The sequence below is a fragment of the Reyranella sp. genome, from assembly GCF_030651995.1.
Lineage (GTDB): Bacteria > Pseudomonadota > Alphaproteobacteria > Reyranellales > Reyranellaceae > Reyranella.
This window is the reverse complement of sequence record NZ_JAUSBN010000031.1, coordinates 31,536-46,250: the sequence shown is the minus strand read 5'-3', so window position 1 is coordinate 46,250 and position 14,715 is coordinate 31,536. Positions and strand designations below refer to the sequence as shown.

12 protein-coding genes are annotated in these 14,715 nt (G+C 68.2%); 6 read left to right on the top strand and 6 right to left on the bottom strand.

Going from position 1 to position 14,715, the window contains the following annotated elements:
- Nucleotides 1–10: 10 nt before the first annotated feature.
- Both Q7V45_RS08575 and Q7V45_RS08570 read right to left on the bottom strand, forming a co-directional pair.
- A complete protein-coding gene (locus Q7V45_RS08575; protein ID WP_304850108.1) occupies nucleotides 11–1,354 on the bottom strand; it encodes an FAD-binding oxidoreductase in 1,344 nt (447 codons plus the stop codon).
- A gap of 1 nt (nucleotide 1,355) precedes the next feature.
- A complete protein-coding gene (locus tag Q7V45_RS08570; RefSeq protein WP_304850105.1) occupies nucleotides 1,356–1,523 on the bottom strand; it encodes a DUF1674 domain-containing protein in 168 nt (55 codons plus the stop codon).
- Between the two features lie 59 nt (nucleotides 1,524–1,582).
- Between Q7V45_RS08570 and htpX the strand changes: the two genes are divergently transcribed.
- Nucleotides 1,583–2,530 (top strand): zinc metalloprotease HtpX, encoded by a 948-nt coding sequence (htpX, locus tag Q7V45_RS08565; protein ID WP_304850102.1) that lies wholly within the window; start codon nucleotides 1,583–1,585, stop codon nucleotides 2,528–2,530.
- A 115-nt stretch (nucleotides 2,531–2,645) separates the two neighbouring features.
- Here the strand turns inward: htpX and Q7V45_RS08560 are convergent, their stop codons facing one another.
- The gene (locus Q7V45_RS08560; RefSeq protein WP_304850099.1) at nucleotides 2,646–3,698 is read right to left on the bottom strand and encodes a DNA recombination protein RmuC; all 1,053 of its coding nucleotides are present in this window, start codon (nucleotides 3,696–3,698) and stop codon (nucleotides 2,646–2,648) included.
- A gap of 62 nt (nucleotides 3,699–3,760) precedes the next feature.
- Between Q7V45_RS08560 and Q7V45_RS08555 the strand changes: the two genes are divergently transcribed.
- The 4 genes from Q7V45_RS08555 (at nucleotide 3,761) to rnk (ending at nucleotide 6,934) form a co-directional block, all read left to right on the top strand.
- A complete protein-coding gene (locus tag Q7V45_RS08555; protein ID WP_304850096.1) occupies nucleotides 3,761–4,456 on the top strand; it encodes a pyrimidine 5'-nucleotidase in 696 nt (231 codons plus the stop codon).
- Nucleotides 4,453–5,385, top strand: a complete 933-nt coding sequence (locus Q7V45_RS08550; protein ID WP_304850094.1) for a ketopantoate reductase family protein — start codon at nucleotides 4,453–4,455, stop codon at nucleotides 5,383–5,385. Before Q7V45_RS08555 ends, Q7V45_RS08550 begins: the two co-directional genes overlap by 4 nt.
- Nucleotides 5,386–5,394: 9 nt before the next feature.
- A complete protein-coding gene (locus tag Q7V45_RS08545) occupies nucleotides 5,395–6,327 on the top strand; it encodes a ketopantoate reductase family protein (protein ID WP_304850091.1) in 933 nt (310 codons plus the stop codon).
- Nucleotides 6,328–6,523: 196 nt separating this feature from the next.
- Nucleotides 6,524–6,934 (top strand): nucleoside diphosphate kinase regulator, encoded by a 411-nt coding sequence (rnk, locus tag Q7V45_RS08540; protein WP_304850087.1) that lies wholly within the window; start codon nucleotides 6,524–6,526, stop codon nucleotides 6,932–6,934.
- A 91-nt stretch (nucleotides 6,935–7,025) separates the two neighbouring features.
- Here rnk and Q7V45_RS08535 read toward each other — a convergent pair whose 3' ends face one another.
- The gene (locus Q7V45_RS08535; protein ID WP_304850084.1) at nucleotides 7,026–9,326 is read right to left on the bottom strand and encodes an NADP-dependent malic enzyme; all 2,301 of its coding nucleotides are present in this window, start codon (nucleotides 9,324–9,326) and stop codon (nucleotides 7,026–7,028) included.
- 210 nt (nucleotides 9,327–9,536) lie between these two features.
- On the opposite strand from Q7V45_RS08535, the gene mutS reads away from it, so the two are divergent.
- Nucleotides 9,537–12,170: a DNA mismatch repair protein MutS gene (gene mutS / locus Q7V45_RS08530; RefSeq protein WP_370692573.1), complete on the top strand. Its 2,634-nt coding sequence runs from the start codon at nucleotides 9,537–9,539 to the stop codon at nucleotides 12,168–12,170.
- A 113-nt stretch (nucleotides 12,171–12,283) separates the two neighbouring features.
- Here the strand turns inward: mutS and Q7V45_RS08525 are convergent, their stop codons facing one another.
- Both Q7V45_RS08525 and Q7V45_RS08520 read right to left on the bottom strand, forming a co-directional pair.
- On the bottom strand, nucleotides 12,284–13,303 hold the full coding sequence (locus Q7V45_RS08525) for a methionine synthase (RefSeq protein ID WP_304850078.1): 1,020 nt from the start codon (nucleotides 13,301–13,303) through the stop codon (nucleotides 12,284–12,286).
- Between the two features lie 16 nt (nucleotides 13,304–13,319).
- On the bottom strand, nucleotides 13,320–14,714 hold the full coding sequence (locus Q7V45_RS08520; protein ID WP_304850075.1) for a heme biosynthesis protein HemY: 1,395 nt from the start codon (nucleotides 14,712–14,714) through the stop codon (nucleotides 13,320–13,322).
- Between the last annotated feature and the right edge of the window lies 1 nt (nucleotide 14,715).

Here is a 14,715-nt window from a genome sequence, read left to right as displayed (position 1 = left end):
AAATCCTGTTTCAGCCGGCCATCTTGCGGTCGAGCCAGTCGCGCGTGCGGTAGAGGGCGCCGATCAGCGGGAGATAGAGCGAGGGGTCGCCGTTGTAGAGCGGATGCCCGGGGAATTCGCGGCCGTCGAAGGCATTGACCGGGGCGTTGGAGCCGCCGGCGATCTTCTTCGCGGTCTGGGTGCCGAGATAGGTCATCATGGCGACGCCGCTGCCGTTGCAGGCGAGCAGGTAGTGCATGCCGTCGTCCTGGCCCATGTGCGACATCGAATCGAGCGCGAAGGCCACGTTGCCCGTCCAGACATGGGTGATGCGGATGCCCTTGAGCTGCGGGAACCGGTCGATCATGTACTGGTACAGGATCGGTGCGCTCACTTCCGGCGGCGCCGCCGTGAAGCGGGCGCGGCCGCCGAAGATCATGTGCCGGCCGTCGGGCGAGGGCCGGTAGTAGGTCAGCACCCGCTTGGTGTCGCCGATCGAGCGCTGCAGCGGGATCAGGTCGGTCGCCGGCATCGGCAGCTCTTCGGTGGCGATGATGTGGCTTGCCACCGGCACGACGCGCATCTTCAGCTTGGGCGTCAGGTCGCCGGTATAGCCGTTGGTGGCGATGACGACTTCCTTGCAGGCGATCGGGCCCTTGGCCGTCAGCACGCGCCAGCCGCTGCCCGTCTTCGCGTTACTCGTCTTTTCGATGCGCTCGGCCTCGACCTCGCCGCACAGCACGGCGCCCTGGCCGTGCGCGGCCTCGAGCAGTCCCTTGTAGTAGCGCGCGGGATGGAGGTTGCCGCCGCTCTTCACGTACATGCCGCCATAGTAATAGTCGGACGCCATCATCTCGCGCACCCGCTCGCGCGGGATCATCTCGGCGCCGACATGGGCGTACTTGTTGAACATCTCGACCTTGCGCGCCTGGTCGTCGTAGTGCTTGGGCGTCCAGGCGCCGGTGAAGCGGCCGTTGGTGATCAGGCCGCAGTCGATTTTCTCGCGGTGGATGATGTCGATCAGGGTCTGCAGCGAATCGGCGCCGCTGCCCAGGAACGCCGCCTTGTTGGCCTCGAACTCGGCCTCGACCTTGGGGTTCTTGCCGCCCAGCCCCTTGGCGATGTTGGTACCGCCCGAGAGCATGCCGCCGTTGCGCGTCGAGGCGCCGATGCCGAACACGCCGCGCTCCAGCACCACGCAGTCGATGCCGTTGCGCCGCAGCTCCAGCGCCGTCGACAGGCCGCCATAGCCGGCCCCCACGATCACCACGTCGGTCTTCGCGGGCGGATCGACGCTCAGCGCGTTGTTGGGCGTCCACGCCTCCCACCACCAGGGTTGCGCCTTGAAGCTGGGGTGGAAGATGTCGGTGCGCATCCTAGAAGTCCGTTACCTTCCCGTTGAACTGCCAGTCGCCGTAGCGCGTGGGCTCGGGGCCGGGCGGGCCGCCGATCTCCTCGACCTTCTTGGGCTTCTCGGGGACGGGGGGTGTTGCCGGGTCCGCCTTGGGCGGCTCCGGCGGGGTGGGCTTGTTGCTGTCGGTCATGACTGCATGATGCCTGTCCCTACCTTGATTTGCCACTTTTGCAGACCAACTTACCCGGCATGAATTACTTCAAGACCGCCCTCCTGCTCGCCGCGCTGACGGGCTTCGTCCTCGTGGCGGGCTACCTGCTGGGAGGCCAGACCGGCCTCGTCATCGCCCTCGTCGCCGCGCTGGGCATGAACCTGTTTGCCTACTGGAACAGCGACCAGATGGTCCTGCGCATGGCCAACGCCCAGGAAGTCGGGCCCCAGAATGCGCCCGAGCTTTACAACATCGTCCACGAGCTGGCGCAGCGCGCCGGCCTGCCGATGCCGCGCGTCTACCTGATCGACGAGGACCAGCCCAACGCCTTCGCGACCGGCCGTGATCCGGAGCATGCCGCCGTGGCCGCGACCACCGGCCTGCTGCGCTACCTCAGCCGCGAGGAGGTGGCTGGCGTGATGGCGCACGAGCTGGCCCACGTCCGCCACCGCGACACGCTGATCATGACCGTGGCAGCCACCCTGTCGGGCGCCATCGGCATGCTGGCGAGCTTCGGCGGCCTGATGGGCGGCGGACGCGATTCCGAGGGCCGGCCGCTGGTCAATCCGATCGTCGCCATCGCCGCGATGATCCTGGCGCCGATGGCCGCGATGCTGGTCCAGATGGCGATCAGCCGCGGCCGCGAATACGAGGCCGACCGCATGGGCGCGGAAATCTGCGGCCAGCCGCAGTGGCTCGCCTCGGCGCTGGCCAAGCTGCATGCCGGCACGCAGCAGATCCACAACGAGGCGGCCGAGCGCAATCCGGCGACCGCCCACATGTACATCGCCAACCCGCTCGCCCTGGCCGGCGGCATGTCGAGCCTGTTCTCGACCCACCCGCCGATGGAGGAGCGCATCGCGCGCCTGCAGTCGATGGGCGGCCAGACCTACGCCCAGCCGCGCCCGCTGGCCTCGTCGGCGCCGCGTCGCGGTCCTTGGGGTGGCGCCGCCCCCCAGACCCCGCGCCGTGGGCCGTGGGGTTAAGGAAGGGTCCCTCGCAAGGCTCGGGATGACAGCTTTTGTTGCATCCGACGCGCTGCGCCGATCCCGACACCCATTGTCATCCCGAGCGTAGCGAGGGACCTTTGCGCGCTGCCCGCTAAACCTTCGGCGGTAACGCCGCCGGCTCCTCGCCGAGGTCGACGGCGAGGATGCGTTCGCCGCGGCGGGTGATCGCCGTGGTCGAGGTGTCGATCTCGCGCAGGTCCTTCTCGGTCTGGGCGAAGTGCTTCTTGAGATTGTCGACCCGGTCGTCGAGCCGCTTCACGTCGCCCAGGATCAGCCCGACCATCTTCTGGATCTCGCCGGCCTGCTCGCGCATGCGCACGTCCTTCAGGACCGCGCGCACCGTGTTGAGGGTCGCCATCATGGTGGTGGGCGACACGATCCACACACGCGCCCTGTAGGATTCCTCGACCAGGCCGGTGAAGTTGGCGTGCAGCTCGCCATAGACGGCTTCCGAGGGAAGGAACATCAGCGCCGATTCGGCGGTCTCGCCGGGCACGATGTACTTGGCCCGGATGTCGGCGATGTGCTTGCGGATCGCCTGCTGGAAGCTCCGCTGCGCCGCCAGAAGCGCCGCGCCGTCGCCCGCGGGGACCGCCCGCAACAGGCTGTAGCTTTCCAGCGGAAACTTGGCGTCGATGGCGATCGAGCCCGGCGGATTGGGCAGCTTCAGCAGGCAGTCGGCGCGTACGCCGGTCGAGAGCGTCACCTGGAAATCGTAGGCCGAGGGCGGCAGGGCGCTCTGGACCAGGTCGTTCAGCTGGACCTCGCCGAAGGCGCCGCGGGCCTGCTTGTTGGACAGGACCTCCTGCAGGCTGACGACCTGGGTAGAGAGCTCTCCGATCTTCTTCTGCGCCTCGTCGATCCGGACCAGCCGCTCGCGCAGGTCGGTGACGATCTGGCCCGTGGCCTTCTCGGTGCGGTCGAGGCGCTCGGCGACGACCTTGCCCAGCGCCTGCTCCTGCTCGCGCAGCGACTTCTCGACCCGCTGCACGGTCTCGGCCTGCTGGCTCAGCGCCAGGGCGAGCTGCTGCTGCATCCGCTGCTCGGCCTCGCGGCTGCCGCCCCCCTGGAGCATCAGCACGACGACCAGGACGAGAACCAGCACAACGACGGCGGCGAGGAGGACGATCGTCAGGATATCCATTGTCCGTCCTTATAATCCGCCGGCTCGACAAGCGCACGGCTGGCCGGTAATCCAAACGTCCCATGGCACGCAAATACGATCCCCCGGCGCACGATCCGGACGTCTGGCTGTTCGACCTCGACAACACGCTCTACCCGGCGCGTTGCAACCTGTTCTCGCAGATCGACGTGCGCATCGGGCGATATATCGCCGACTGGCTCAAGGTCACGCCGGAAGAGGCGCGGGTCGTGCAGAAGCAGTACTGGCGCGATCACGGCACCTCGATGCGCGGGATGATGAGCCTGCACGGCGTCGATCCCACGCACTATCTCGATTACGTCCACGACATCGACTACTCGCCGGTCGAGGCCAACCCCGCGCTCGAAGCGTCGCTGCGCGCACTGCCGGGCCGCAAGATCATCTTCACCGCCGGCGACGTGCCGCACGCCGAGCGCGTGATGGAGCGGCTGGGCGTGGCGCATCATTTCGAGGCGATCTTCGACATCGCCGCGGGCGAGTACTGGCCCAAGCCGCATCCGCAGATCTACGAGTCGCTGGTGAAGAAGTACGGCATCGATCCGACCCGCGCCGCCTTCGCCGACGACATCTCCGTCAACCTGAAGCCCGCCGCCGATATCGGCATGCGCACGGTGTGGATCCGCACCGACGAGAGCGTGAAGCGCGCGGCCGACGCCGACCTCAGCCACATCCATCACCAGACCGACGACCTCGCCACATGGCTCGACGACTGGTTGACCGAAAGGAACCTCAAGACGTGAAGATCCTGATTCTCGGCGCCGGCGCGGTCGGCGGCTATTGGGGCGCGCGCCTCACGCAGGCCGGCATCGATACCACCTTCCTGCTGCGCGAGAAGCGCGCCGGGAAGGTGCGCGCGGAAGGCCTGGTCGTGAAGAGCCCGAAGGGCGATGCCGTCGTGCCGGTCAAGGTCGTGACGAAGGGTAGCGAGGGCGGCCCCTATGACGTCATCGTGCTGGCCTGCAAGGCCTACGACCTCGACTCGGCGATGGAGTCCATTGCACCGGCGGTCGGGCCGGACACGGTCATCGTGCCGATGCTGAACGGCCATGCCCATTTCGCCGCGCTCGACGCGAAGTTCGGTGCCGCGCGCGTGGCCGGTGGTCTCGCCCGTATCTCCGGCATGCTGGGCCCCAACGGCGAGATTCTGCACAGCGGCGCCTCGGGCGTGTCGTTCGGCGAGCGCGACGGGAAGCCCGCGCGCCCGGCGCTGGTCGAGCTCGACGCCGCCTGCAAGAAGGCCGGCATCGACGGCGGGCTCAACGACAACATCAACCAGGATCTCTGGGACAAGTGGATCATGCTGTCGACGATCGCCGGCATGTGCGCCTCGATGCGCGGCACGATCGGCGACATCATGGAGAGCGAGGACGGCGCGGCGATCGTCGCCGAGACGCTGGAGGAGAGCCGCAGGGTCGCCGTGGCCGAGGGCCAGCCGCCGAGCGACAAGGTCGTGGCCAACCTGCTGGGCATGCTGACGGCGAAGGGCTCGAAGGCCGTCGCCTCGATCCTGGGCGACATGGAAAAGGGCGGCGCGGCCGAGGGCAAGCAGATCGTCGGCGACATGCTGGGGCGGGCGCGCAAGCACGGCATCGCCGCGCCCAACCTGCGCTATGCCTATGCCCACCTGCAGACGTACGAAGCGCGCCGGGCGCGCGGCGGATTGAAGTAGAGGCCTGACATGAAGATCCTGATCCTCGGCGCTGGCGCGATCGGCGGATATGTCGGCGGACGCCTGCACCAGAGCGGCGCCGACGTGACCTTTCTCGTGCGCGAGAAGCGGAACGAGGCGCTGCAGCGCGACGGGCTGGTGATCAGGAGCACCAAGGGCGACATCACCCAGACCGTGAAGACGGTTGTCGGCGGTGGCGAGGGCGGCCCCTACGACGTCATCCTGCTTACCTGCAAGGCCTACGACCTCGACTCGGCGATGGACGCCATTGCCCCGGCGGTCGGCGCCCACACGACGATCGTGCCGCTGCTGAACGGCATGCGCCATCTCGAGGCGCTCGACGCGCGCTTCGGCGCCGAGAAGGTGGTGGGCGGCCTGGCGCGGGTCGGCGTCGCCATGAACGGGGAAGGGCACATCCTGCACACCAGCCCCTTCGCCGTGATCTCGTTCGGCGAACGCGGGGCCGCGCCCGCACGCAAGGCGTTGAACGATCTCGATGCCGCCATCAAGGCATCGGGCATCGACGGCGGCCTCAACGCCAACATCGTGCAGGATCTCTGGGACAAGTGGATCATGCTGTGCACCCTGGCGGCGACCTGCTGCCTGATGCGCGGCTCGTCCGGTGACGTGCTCGAAGCCGACGAGGGCCTGGCGATCGTGCTGGAGACGGTCGAGGAGGCGCGCCAGGTCGCGGTCGCCGCCGGCCACGACCCCGGCGAGAAAGGCCTCAAGACCATTCGCTCGTTCCTCACCGTGAAGGGCTCGAAGTTCACCGCCTCGATGCTGCACGATCTGGAGAAGGGCGGCATGGTCGAGGCCGACCATATCGTGGGCGACATGATCGCCCGCGCGAAGAAGGCCGGACTCGCCACGCCCAACCTGCGCCTGGCTTACGCGCACCTGCAGGTCTATCTCGCGAAGCGTGCGCGCAAAGCGGCTTGAACGCCGGCACCGGAGGGGCTTAACTCCTTCGCATGAGCTTCTTGGACCCCTTTTCGCGCGTCCCGCGACGGAACTATCCGATCGCGGAAGCGTAGTCCCCGAGCCGGCCTCTGTGTCCCGGCATCGGGGCACGATCGCGTTTCTGCGATCACCGATTCTCTACAATTCGTCTTCATCAAATGCAGGAGCATCCGCGATGCCCGCCGTTGCACGTAACCGTTCCGTCCCCAACATCGTCGTCAGCGACGCCGACTGTGACCGCCTGACCGACCTTGCCACCGCGTCGCTGGAGCGTCTGCCCGATGTGGCCGAAGAGCTGCTCTCCGAGATGGAGCGCGCCAAGGTGGTGAGCGAGGACAAGGTGCCGGCGGACGTCGTGCGCATGGGCTCCACCGTGACCTTCCGCTCCGACGCCGGGACCGACGGCGAGCAGCACGAACTCACCGAGACGCTGGTCTATCCCGCCGACGAGGACAGCGACGCGCACAAGCTCTCGGTGATGACGCCGGTCGGCGCCGCGCTGGTCGGCCTCGCGGTCGGCCAGTCCATCTCATGGACGGCCCGCGATGGCCGCGAGCATCGGCTCACGGTGGTGAAGGTTTCCTGAGCCTCACGGCGTCGCGTCTCTAAAGCCAAATATCCGTCGTCTCGACCGGAGCCCCGCTGCGCGAGGCTCCGGTCGAGACGACGGAATCTTGCTACCTCCGAGAGATCAGCGCTCCGTACGCGGCTAGGGCCGCGTGGTTCACCAGATCGCTGACGGTGGCTCCCATCGGCACGATCTGCACGGGCTTGGAGAGACCGTCGATCACCGGGCCGATCACCGTCACGCCGCCCAGCGACTGCATCAGCCGCGAGGAGATGTGGGCCGAGTGGAGCCCCGGCATGATCAGGATGTTGGCCGGGCCGGTGAGGCGCGTGAACGGATAGGTCGACTTCAGAAGTTCGAAGTCGAGCGCCATGTCGGCCTGCATTTCGCCGTCATACTCGAAGTCGACCTCCTCGGCGTCGAGCAGGCGGATCGCCTTGCGGATGCGGTCGATGCGCTCGATCTCGCGGCTGCCGAAGTTCGAGAAGGAGAGGAAGGCGACCCGGGGCTCGTGTCCCATCATGCGGGCGTTCTTCACCATCTGCTTGGCGATGGTGGCGAGCTGCTCGGGGCTCGGCGTCTCGTTGATCGAGGTGTCGGCGAGGAACACCGTTCCGTGGCGCGAGACGACGATGGAATAGCCCATCGGCACCTTGCCCGCGTCGATGTTGATCACGCGCTTCACGTCGGCATAGCACTCGGGGAAACGCCGTGTGATGCCGGTCACCATGCCGTCGGCATCGCCCATCGCCACCATGCAGGCGCCGAACACGTTGCGGCCCTGGTTGACCATGCGCTGCACGTCGCGATGCAGGTAGCCGTCGCGCTGCAGCCGCTTGTAGACGAGGTCGGTGTACGGGGCGTTCCTGGTCGACAGCCGCGCATTGTGGATTTCCATGCCGGACGAGTCGTTGATGCCGAGCGACTTCATGGTCTCGCGCACCTGCTCCTCGCGGCCGATCAGGATCGGCGTGCCGTAGCCGTTGTCGCGGAACATCACGGCGGCGCGGATCGTGCGCTCCTCCTCGCCCTCGGCGAAGACGATGCGCTGCGGATTGGACTTCACCTGCTCGAACAGGCTCTGCAGGAAATGGCTGGTCGGATCGAGGCGGCCGCTGAGGCTGCGCTTGTATTCCGCCATGTCGGCGATCTGCTTCTTGGCGACGCCCGACTCCATCGCGGCCTTGGCGACGGCCGCCGAGACCTCGACGATCAGACGCGGATCGAACGGCACCGGCACGATGTAGTCGGGTCCGTAGCGCAGGCGGCGGCCGGAATAGGCGCGGTCGACCTCGTCGGGCACGTCCTCGCGGGCGAGCTTGGCCAGCGCCTCGGCGGCGGCGACCTTCATCGCCTCGTTGATCGTGGTGGCGCGCACATCGAGCGCACCGCGGAAGATGTAGGGAAAGCCCAGCACGTTGTTGATCTGGTTGGCGTAGTCGGAGCGGCCGGTGGCAACGATCGCGTCGCCGCGGGCCGCGCGCACGTCTTGCGGCGTGATCTCGGGATCCGGATTGGCCATCGCGAAGATGATCGGCTTGGCGGCCATCGACTGCACCATCTCCTTGGTGACCGCGCCCTTGACCGAGAGGCCGAAGAACACGTCGGCGCCCTTCATCGCCTCCGCCAGGGTGCGCGCCTTGGTGCGCACCGCATGGGCGCTCTTCCACTGGTTCATGCCCTCTGTGCGGCCCTGGTAGATCACGCCCTTGGTGTCGCACAGGATGGCGTTCTCGTGCGGCATGCCCATCGCCTTGACGAGCTCGATGCAGGCGATCGACGCGGCGCCCGCGCCGTTCACCACCATCTTGATGTCCTTGATGTCGCGGCCGGTGAGGTGCAGCGCATTGATCAGGCCGGCGGCGGAGACGATCGCCGTCCCGTGCTGGTCGTCGTGGAAGATCGGAATGTCCATCAGCTCGCGCAGGCGCTGCTCGATGATGAAGCACTCCGGCGCCTTGATGTCCTCGAGGTTGATGCCGCCGAAGGTCGGCCCGAGATAGCGCACGCAGTTCACGAACTGGTCGACGTCCTTGGTGTCGACCTCGAGGTCGATGCAGTCGACGTCGGCGAAGCGCTTGAACAGGACGGCCTTGCCCTCCATCACCGGCTTGCCGGCCAGCGCCCCGATGTCGCCCAGGCCCAGCACCGCCGTGCCGTTGGAGATCACGGCCACCAGGTTGCCCTTGATCGTGTAGTCGTAGGCGGTCGAGGGGTCCTTCTCGATCGCGAGGCAGGGGGCCGCGACGCCCGGCGAATAGGCGAGCGCCAGATCGCGCTGGGTGACCAGCGGCTTGCTGGCAATGATCTCGATTTTGCCGGGCCGCCCCGTCCGATGCATGATCAGCGAGTCGCCGTCGAGATCGCCCATCTGGTTGCTGACCATTTCTTCCGAGCTTTTGCCCGCCATCTGCTTTTTCACTCCCAATTGAGCGCGCATATTGGCGGTATTCCGCTGCGCGTGCCAGACACCCATCCCGCGCTGCAGCGCAACTTCCATGCCCAAATATCGTCCACCTGTCGTCCACATGGATCGCTTTGCGGCGTGTGCTAGACCGAACCTCTCCCGAGGAATCTCCCAGTGCCGGACAGTTCCACCATCCCCGCCGACGCCACCCCGATGATGCGCCAGTACCTGGCGATCAAGGCCGCGCATCCGGACCATCTGGTGTTCTACCGGATGGGCGATTTCTACGAGCTGTTCTTCGACGACGCGGTGAAGGCCTCGGCGGCGCTCGACATCGCACTGACCAAGCGCGGCCAGCATCTCGGCGAAGACATCAAGATGTGCGGCGTGCCGGTGCACAGCCACGAAGCCTACCTGTCGCGTCTGATCCGCCAGAGCTTCAAGGTCGCGGTCTGCGAGCAGATCGAGGACCCGGCCGAAGCCAAGAAGCGCGGTGCCAAGTCGGTGGTCGAGCGCGCCGTGGTGCGGGTCATCACCCCCGGGACGCTGACCGAAGACTCCCTGCTCGATGCGCGCAGCCACAATTACCTCGCGGCCCTGTCCGAGGCGCAGGGCGATCTGGCGCTGGCCTGGCTTGATCTCTCGACCGCCGACTTCGCGACCCAACCGCTGCTGCCCGGGCAGTTGGCGGCGGCGCTGGCCCGGCTGTCCCCCGGCGAGCTGCTGGTGCCCGACCGGCTGCTGGCGCGCGAGCCGCTCAAGACCGTGCTGGAGGAATGGAATTCGATCCTGACGCCGATGCCCTCGGCGCGGTTCGACAGCGACAATGCCCGCAAGCGCCTGCTGCAGGCGTTCAACGTCGCGGCGCTGGAGAGTTTTGGCGATTTCTCGCGCGCCGAGGTCGCGGCCTGCGGCGCGCTGCTCGACTATGTGGAACTGACCCAGGCCGGCAAGCGGCCGGCCCTGGTGCCGCCGCGCCGCGAGCGTGCCGACGGCACGATGGAGATCGACCCGGCGACCCGGCGGAACCTCGAACTGGTGAAGAGCCTCGACGGGCGCCGCGACGGCAGCCTGCTGGCCACCATCGACCGCACCCTGACCGGCCCGGGCGCGCGCCTGCTGGCCGAGCGCATCGCCGCGCCGCTGACCGATCGCGTCGAGATCGAGCGCCGGCTCGACCTGGTGCAGCTCTTCGTCGAGCGGCCGGCCGTGCGCGAGCGGGTGCGCGAGGCGCTGCGCCGTACCCCCGACATCGAGCGCGCCCTGCAGCGCCTGTCGGTCGGCCGCGGCGGTCCGCGCGACCTGGCGGCCCTCCGCGACGGTCTGGACCTGGGCGAGGCGCTGGCCCAGTCGCTGCGCGCCGAGCCCGAGGCGCTGCTGCCGCCGCCGGCGCCGCTCGCGGAAATCGTCATGTGCTGCTCCGACCACGGCGCCACCGTGGCGGCGCTCGCCGAGGCGCTGGCCGACGAGCCGCCGCTGCTGGTGCGCGACGGCGGCTTCGTGCGGCAGGGCTACCGGCCGGAACTGGACGAGCAGCGCACCCTGCGCGACGACAGCCGCAAGACGGTGGCCGGCCTCGAAGCGAAGTACCGGACCGCGAGCGGGGTGCCGTCGCTCAAGATCCGGCACAACAACATGATTGGCTACCATATCGAGGTGACGGCGACGCACGCCGACAAGCTCGATCTGGCCGCCCTGGGCTTCACGCGCCGGCAGTCCATGTCGAACGCCACGCGCTTCAGCACGGTGGAGCTGGCCGACCTCGAAACCCGCATCGGCCGCGCCGCCGACCAGGCGCTGGCGCTGGAGATGGCCGTGTTCGAGGAGCTGGTCGCCAAGGTCATGGCGGTGTCGGCGTCGATTGCCGCGGCCGGCCGTGCGCTGGCCTCGCTCGACGTTTCCTCGGCGCTGGCCGAACTGGCGGCCAGCAGCAACCATGTGCGTCCGACTCTGGCCGACGATCCGGCCTTCGCCATCGAGGGCGGCCGCCATCCCGTCGTCGAGGCGGCGCTGGCCCGCCAGGGTGGCGCGGGCTTCGTGCCCAACGACTGCGCGCTCGGCACCGACCGCCGCCTGTGGCTGCTGACCGGCCCGAACATGGCCGGTAAATCGACCTTCCTGCGCCAGAACGCCCTGATCGCCGTGATGGCCCAGGCCGGCGCCTTCGTGCCGGCCAAGGCCGCGACCATCGGCATCGTCGACCGCCTGTTCAGCCGCGTCGGCGCCGCCGACGACCTGGCGCGCGGGCGCTCGACCTTCATGGTCGAGATGGTCGAGACCGCGGCGATCCTGAACCAGGCGACGGCAAGGAGCCTCGTCATCCTCGACGAGATCGGCCGCGGCACCGCGACCTTCGACGGCCTGTCGATCGCCTGGGCGACGCTCGAGCATCTGCACGATGTGAACAGATGCCGGGCGCTGTTCGCCACGCACTATCATGAGCTGGGCGCGCTGAAGGAACGCCTCGACGCGCTCGCGCCCTACACGATGCGCGTCAAGGAGTGGCAGAACGAGGTCGTGTTCCTTCACGAGGTCGCGCCCGGCGCCGCCGACCGCTCCTACGGCATCCACGTGGCGCAGCTGGCGGGCCTCCCCGCCACCGTCGTCTCACGCGCCGAGGAAGTTCTGGCCGTACTGGAGAAGGGCGAACAGTCCAGCGCCGTGACCCGGCTGGCCGACGACCTCCCCCTCTTCGCCGCCGCCCCCGCGCGTCCCGCGAGCGGCACGGCGAAGACGAAGGAATCGGAAGTCGAGAAGGCCCTGGCCGAAATCAACCCCGACGAACTCTCGCCCCGCGAGGCGCTCGACGCCCTCTACGCGCTACGTCAGCGGTTATCGGCGTCGTAGTTGCATCAACACTTTCCTTGTCATCCCGAGCGCAGCGAGGGACCTTTAGCGGTCTCTGATCAAAGGTCCCTCGCTACGCTCGGGATGACAATGGTGGGCGGTAGAAGCGACGCTTAAGCGAACGCCTTCCGCGCCAGCGCCGCGCCTTCGCTCAGCGCGCGCAGCTTGCCGTAGGCGACGCCGAGCGTCATCGGGGCCATGCCGCAGTTGGTGCAGGCCTGGATGCGCTCGGGATCGACGAACTCGGTCGCGAGTTTCAGGGTCGCGGCCACTTCCTCCGGCGTTTCGATCCTGTCGGAGGCAACGTTGATGGCGCCGACCAGGACCGTCTTGTTCTTCAGGAGCTTCATCAGCTCGGGCGGCACGTGGCTGTCGCGGCATTCCAGCGAGACCTGCTGGATCGAGCTGCGGTCGAGCGCCGGGAAGGTCTGTTCGTACTGACGCCAGCTTTCGCCCAGCGTCTCCTTCCACTTGTTGTTGGCCTCGATGCCGTAGCCGTAGCAGATGTGCACGGCGGTGGTGCACTTCAGCCCCTCGGCCGCCTTCTCCAGCGCCGGCACGCCCCAGTCCACCGTCTCGTTGAGGTAGACGTTGAAGGCGGGCTCGTCGAACTGCACGACGTCGACGCCGAGTGCTTCGAGGTCCTTTGCTTCCTGGTTCAGCAATTCGGCGAAGGCGAAGGCCATCTTCACGCGATCGCCGTAGTATCCGTCGGCCAGCGTGTCGATCAGGGTCATCGGGCCGGGCAGGGTGAACTTGAGCTTGCGCGAGGTGGCGGCGCGGGCGATGCGCGCCTCGCGCTCGTGCACGAACCTGCGACGCCTGAGCGCCGAGGTGACGGTCGGGCAATCGGCGTCGTAGCGGTTGTTGCGGATGCCCATGCGGACCTTCTTGTCGAAGTCGACGCCGTCGACCTCGGCCAGGAAGCCATGCACGAAATGCTGTCGCGCCTGCTCGCCATCGCTCACGATGTCGAGACCGGCCTCCTCCTGGCGCCGGATGGCGAGGAACGTCGCATCGTCCTTGGCCTCGAACAGCGGCTCTCCGGACAGCGTCCACGGCGCCCACAGGACATTCGGCGTGGCCAGCCAGGCCGGCTTGGGCAGGCTGCCTGCAAGCGTCGTCTCGAACATGGCGTTTCCTCTTTTTCTAGCTTGTCGTGTTGTGCGTGGCCGGCACGGGCAGGTTGGATCCGCGCGGCGATGACGCAAGCGCCTCGGACGGCACGCTTTCGGGCGGCAGAATCTGTCCGTAGGTGCCGGGCGCGCGCCATTGCAGCGTGCCGAAGGCGCCGCAGCTCTCGCAGACCGGCCGCCAGGCCTCGTGATGGGCGCCGCACGCGTTGCAGCGCCAAGCGCGGTCGGCCGGCGCATCGGCGGCGCGGGCGAGCCACGCGCGCACCTTGTCCTGCCCGGTCTGCTCGCGCTCCTCGACCTCGGCCATGAGGCGGCAGACGCGGGTCGACGGATTGCTGCCGGCGGCGCTGTCGAGATGGCGGCGCGCCTCGCCCCACAGGCCGGCATCGAGCGAGGCCTGGGCCAGCATCAGGTGGCTTTCGATGTCGGACGGGTTGAGACCGGCCAGCCGACGCGCGACCCCGATCCTCTTGAGCGCCTCGGTTTCGCCCGAGGCGTCGAGATAGAGCGACGCGAGATCGGGATGCGGCGCCAGCGCCCAGCCGCGCTCGATCGTCTTCATCGCCTTCTTCGGGTCGCCCGTGAGCTGCAGCTCGGCGAGGCGCCGCGTCACGGCGATGCGTTCCGGCGCCAGCGCGAACGCATCGCGGGCCAGCGCCAGCGCGTCGCTGGGGCGGCCTTCGCGCTCGGCCTCGCGGCTGCGCTCGACCTCCAGCAGGGCCTTCAGGGTGCGACCCTTGTCCGCCGTGACGACCTTGCGGCGGATGCCCGTCTCCAGCGTCTCCTGGGCGGCCCGCCAATGGCCGACCTGCGCCTGCATGTCGAACAGCGAATGCACGACCCACGGTGTCTGCGGCCGCAGCCGGAAGGCGCGTTCGGCATGGGCCAGGGCCTGGGCCTGGTCGCCGTCGCGCAGCGACTGGCCGATCAGGCCGCGCAGCCCGAGGAAGGCCATCTGGTCGTCGTCGAGCATGGCGGTGAAGGCGCGCCGCGCGCCGTCGCGGTCGCCGTTGAGCTGCGCTGCCTGGGCCGAGAGCAGGAGGGTGAGCGCCGGTTCGGACAGGAGCTGCTCGGCCTTGCGCGCATGCTTCTGGGCTTCCACGCCATCGCCCGCAGCAACTGCGGCGAGTCCCTGGGTCAGCTCGCGATAGCCGCGACGGCGGCGGCTCTCGCCCCAGCCTTCCAGCAGCGCGCCGGGGGCGCCGACGATCCAGCGGTAGACAAGCCATCCGCCGACGCTGACCAGGATCAGCACCAGCACGGAGATCATCAGCACGCCGACGCTGGTATCGAGCCTCCAGCCGCGGAACTCGGCGGTGACGGAGCCCGGCCGTTCGGCCAGCCACACCGCGCCCAGCATCGCCACGATGGCGAAGACGAACCAGATGATGGTGCGCAAAATCGTCATT

What these genes read in the sequence shown, in the direction of transcription:
- Q7V45_RS08575 (WP_304850108.1), bottom strand. Translation starts at nt 1,354, where the DNA reads ATGCGCACCGACATCTTCCACCCCAGCTTCAAGGCGCAACCCTGGTGG.
- Q7V45_RS08570 (WP_304850105.1), bottom strand. Translation starts at nt 1,523, where the DNA reads ATGACCGACAGCAACAAGCCCACCCCGCCGGAGCCGCCCAAGGCGGAC.
- htpX (WP_304850102.1), top strand. Translation starts at nt 1,583, where the DNA reads ATGAATTACTTCAAGACCGCCCTCCTGCTCGCCGCGCTGACGGGCTTC.
- Q7V45_RS08560 (WP_304850099.1), bottom strand. Translation starts at nt 3,698, where the DNA reads ATGGATATCCTGACGATCGTCCTCCTCGCCGCCGTCGTTGTGCTGGTT.
- Q7V45_RS08555 (WP_304850096.1), top strand. Translation starts at nt 3,761, where the DNA reads ATGGCACGCAAATACGATCCCCCGGCGCACGATCCGGACGTCTGGCTG.
- Q7V45_RS08545 (WP_304850091.1), top strand. Translation starts at nt 5,395, where the DNA reads ATGAAGATCCTGATCCTCGGCGCTGGCGCGATCGGCGGATATGTCGGC.
- rnk (WP_304850087.1), top strand. Translation starts at nt 6,524, where the DNA reads ATGCCCGCCGTTGCACGTAACCGTTCCGTCCCCAACATCGTCGTCAGC.
- Q7V45_RS08535 (WP_304850084.1), bottom strand. Translation starts at nt 9,326, where the DNA reads ATGGCGGGCAAAAGCTCGGAAGAAATGGTCAGCAACCAGATGGGCGAT.
- mutS (WP_370692573.1), top strand. Translation starts at nt 9,537, where the DNA reads ATGATGCGCCAGTACCTGGCGATCAAGGCCGCGCATCCGGACCATCTG.
- Q7V45_RS08525 (WP_304850078.1), bottom strand. Translation starts at nt 13,303, where the DNA reads ATGTTCGAGACGACGCTTGCAGGCAGCCTGCCCAAGCCGGCCTGGCTG.
- Q7V45_RS08520 (WP_304850075.1), bottom strand. Translation starts at nt 14,714, where the DNA reads ATGACGATTTTGCGCACCATCATCTGGTTCGTCTTCGCCATCGTGGCG.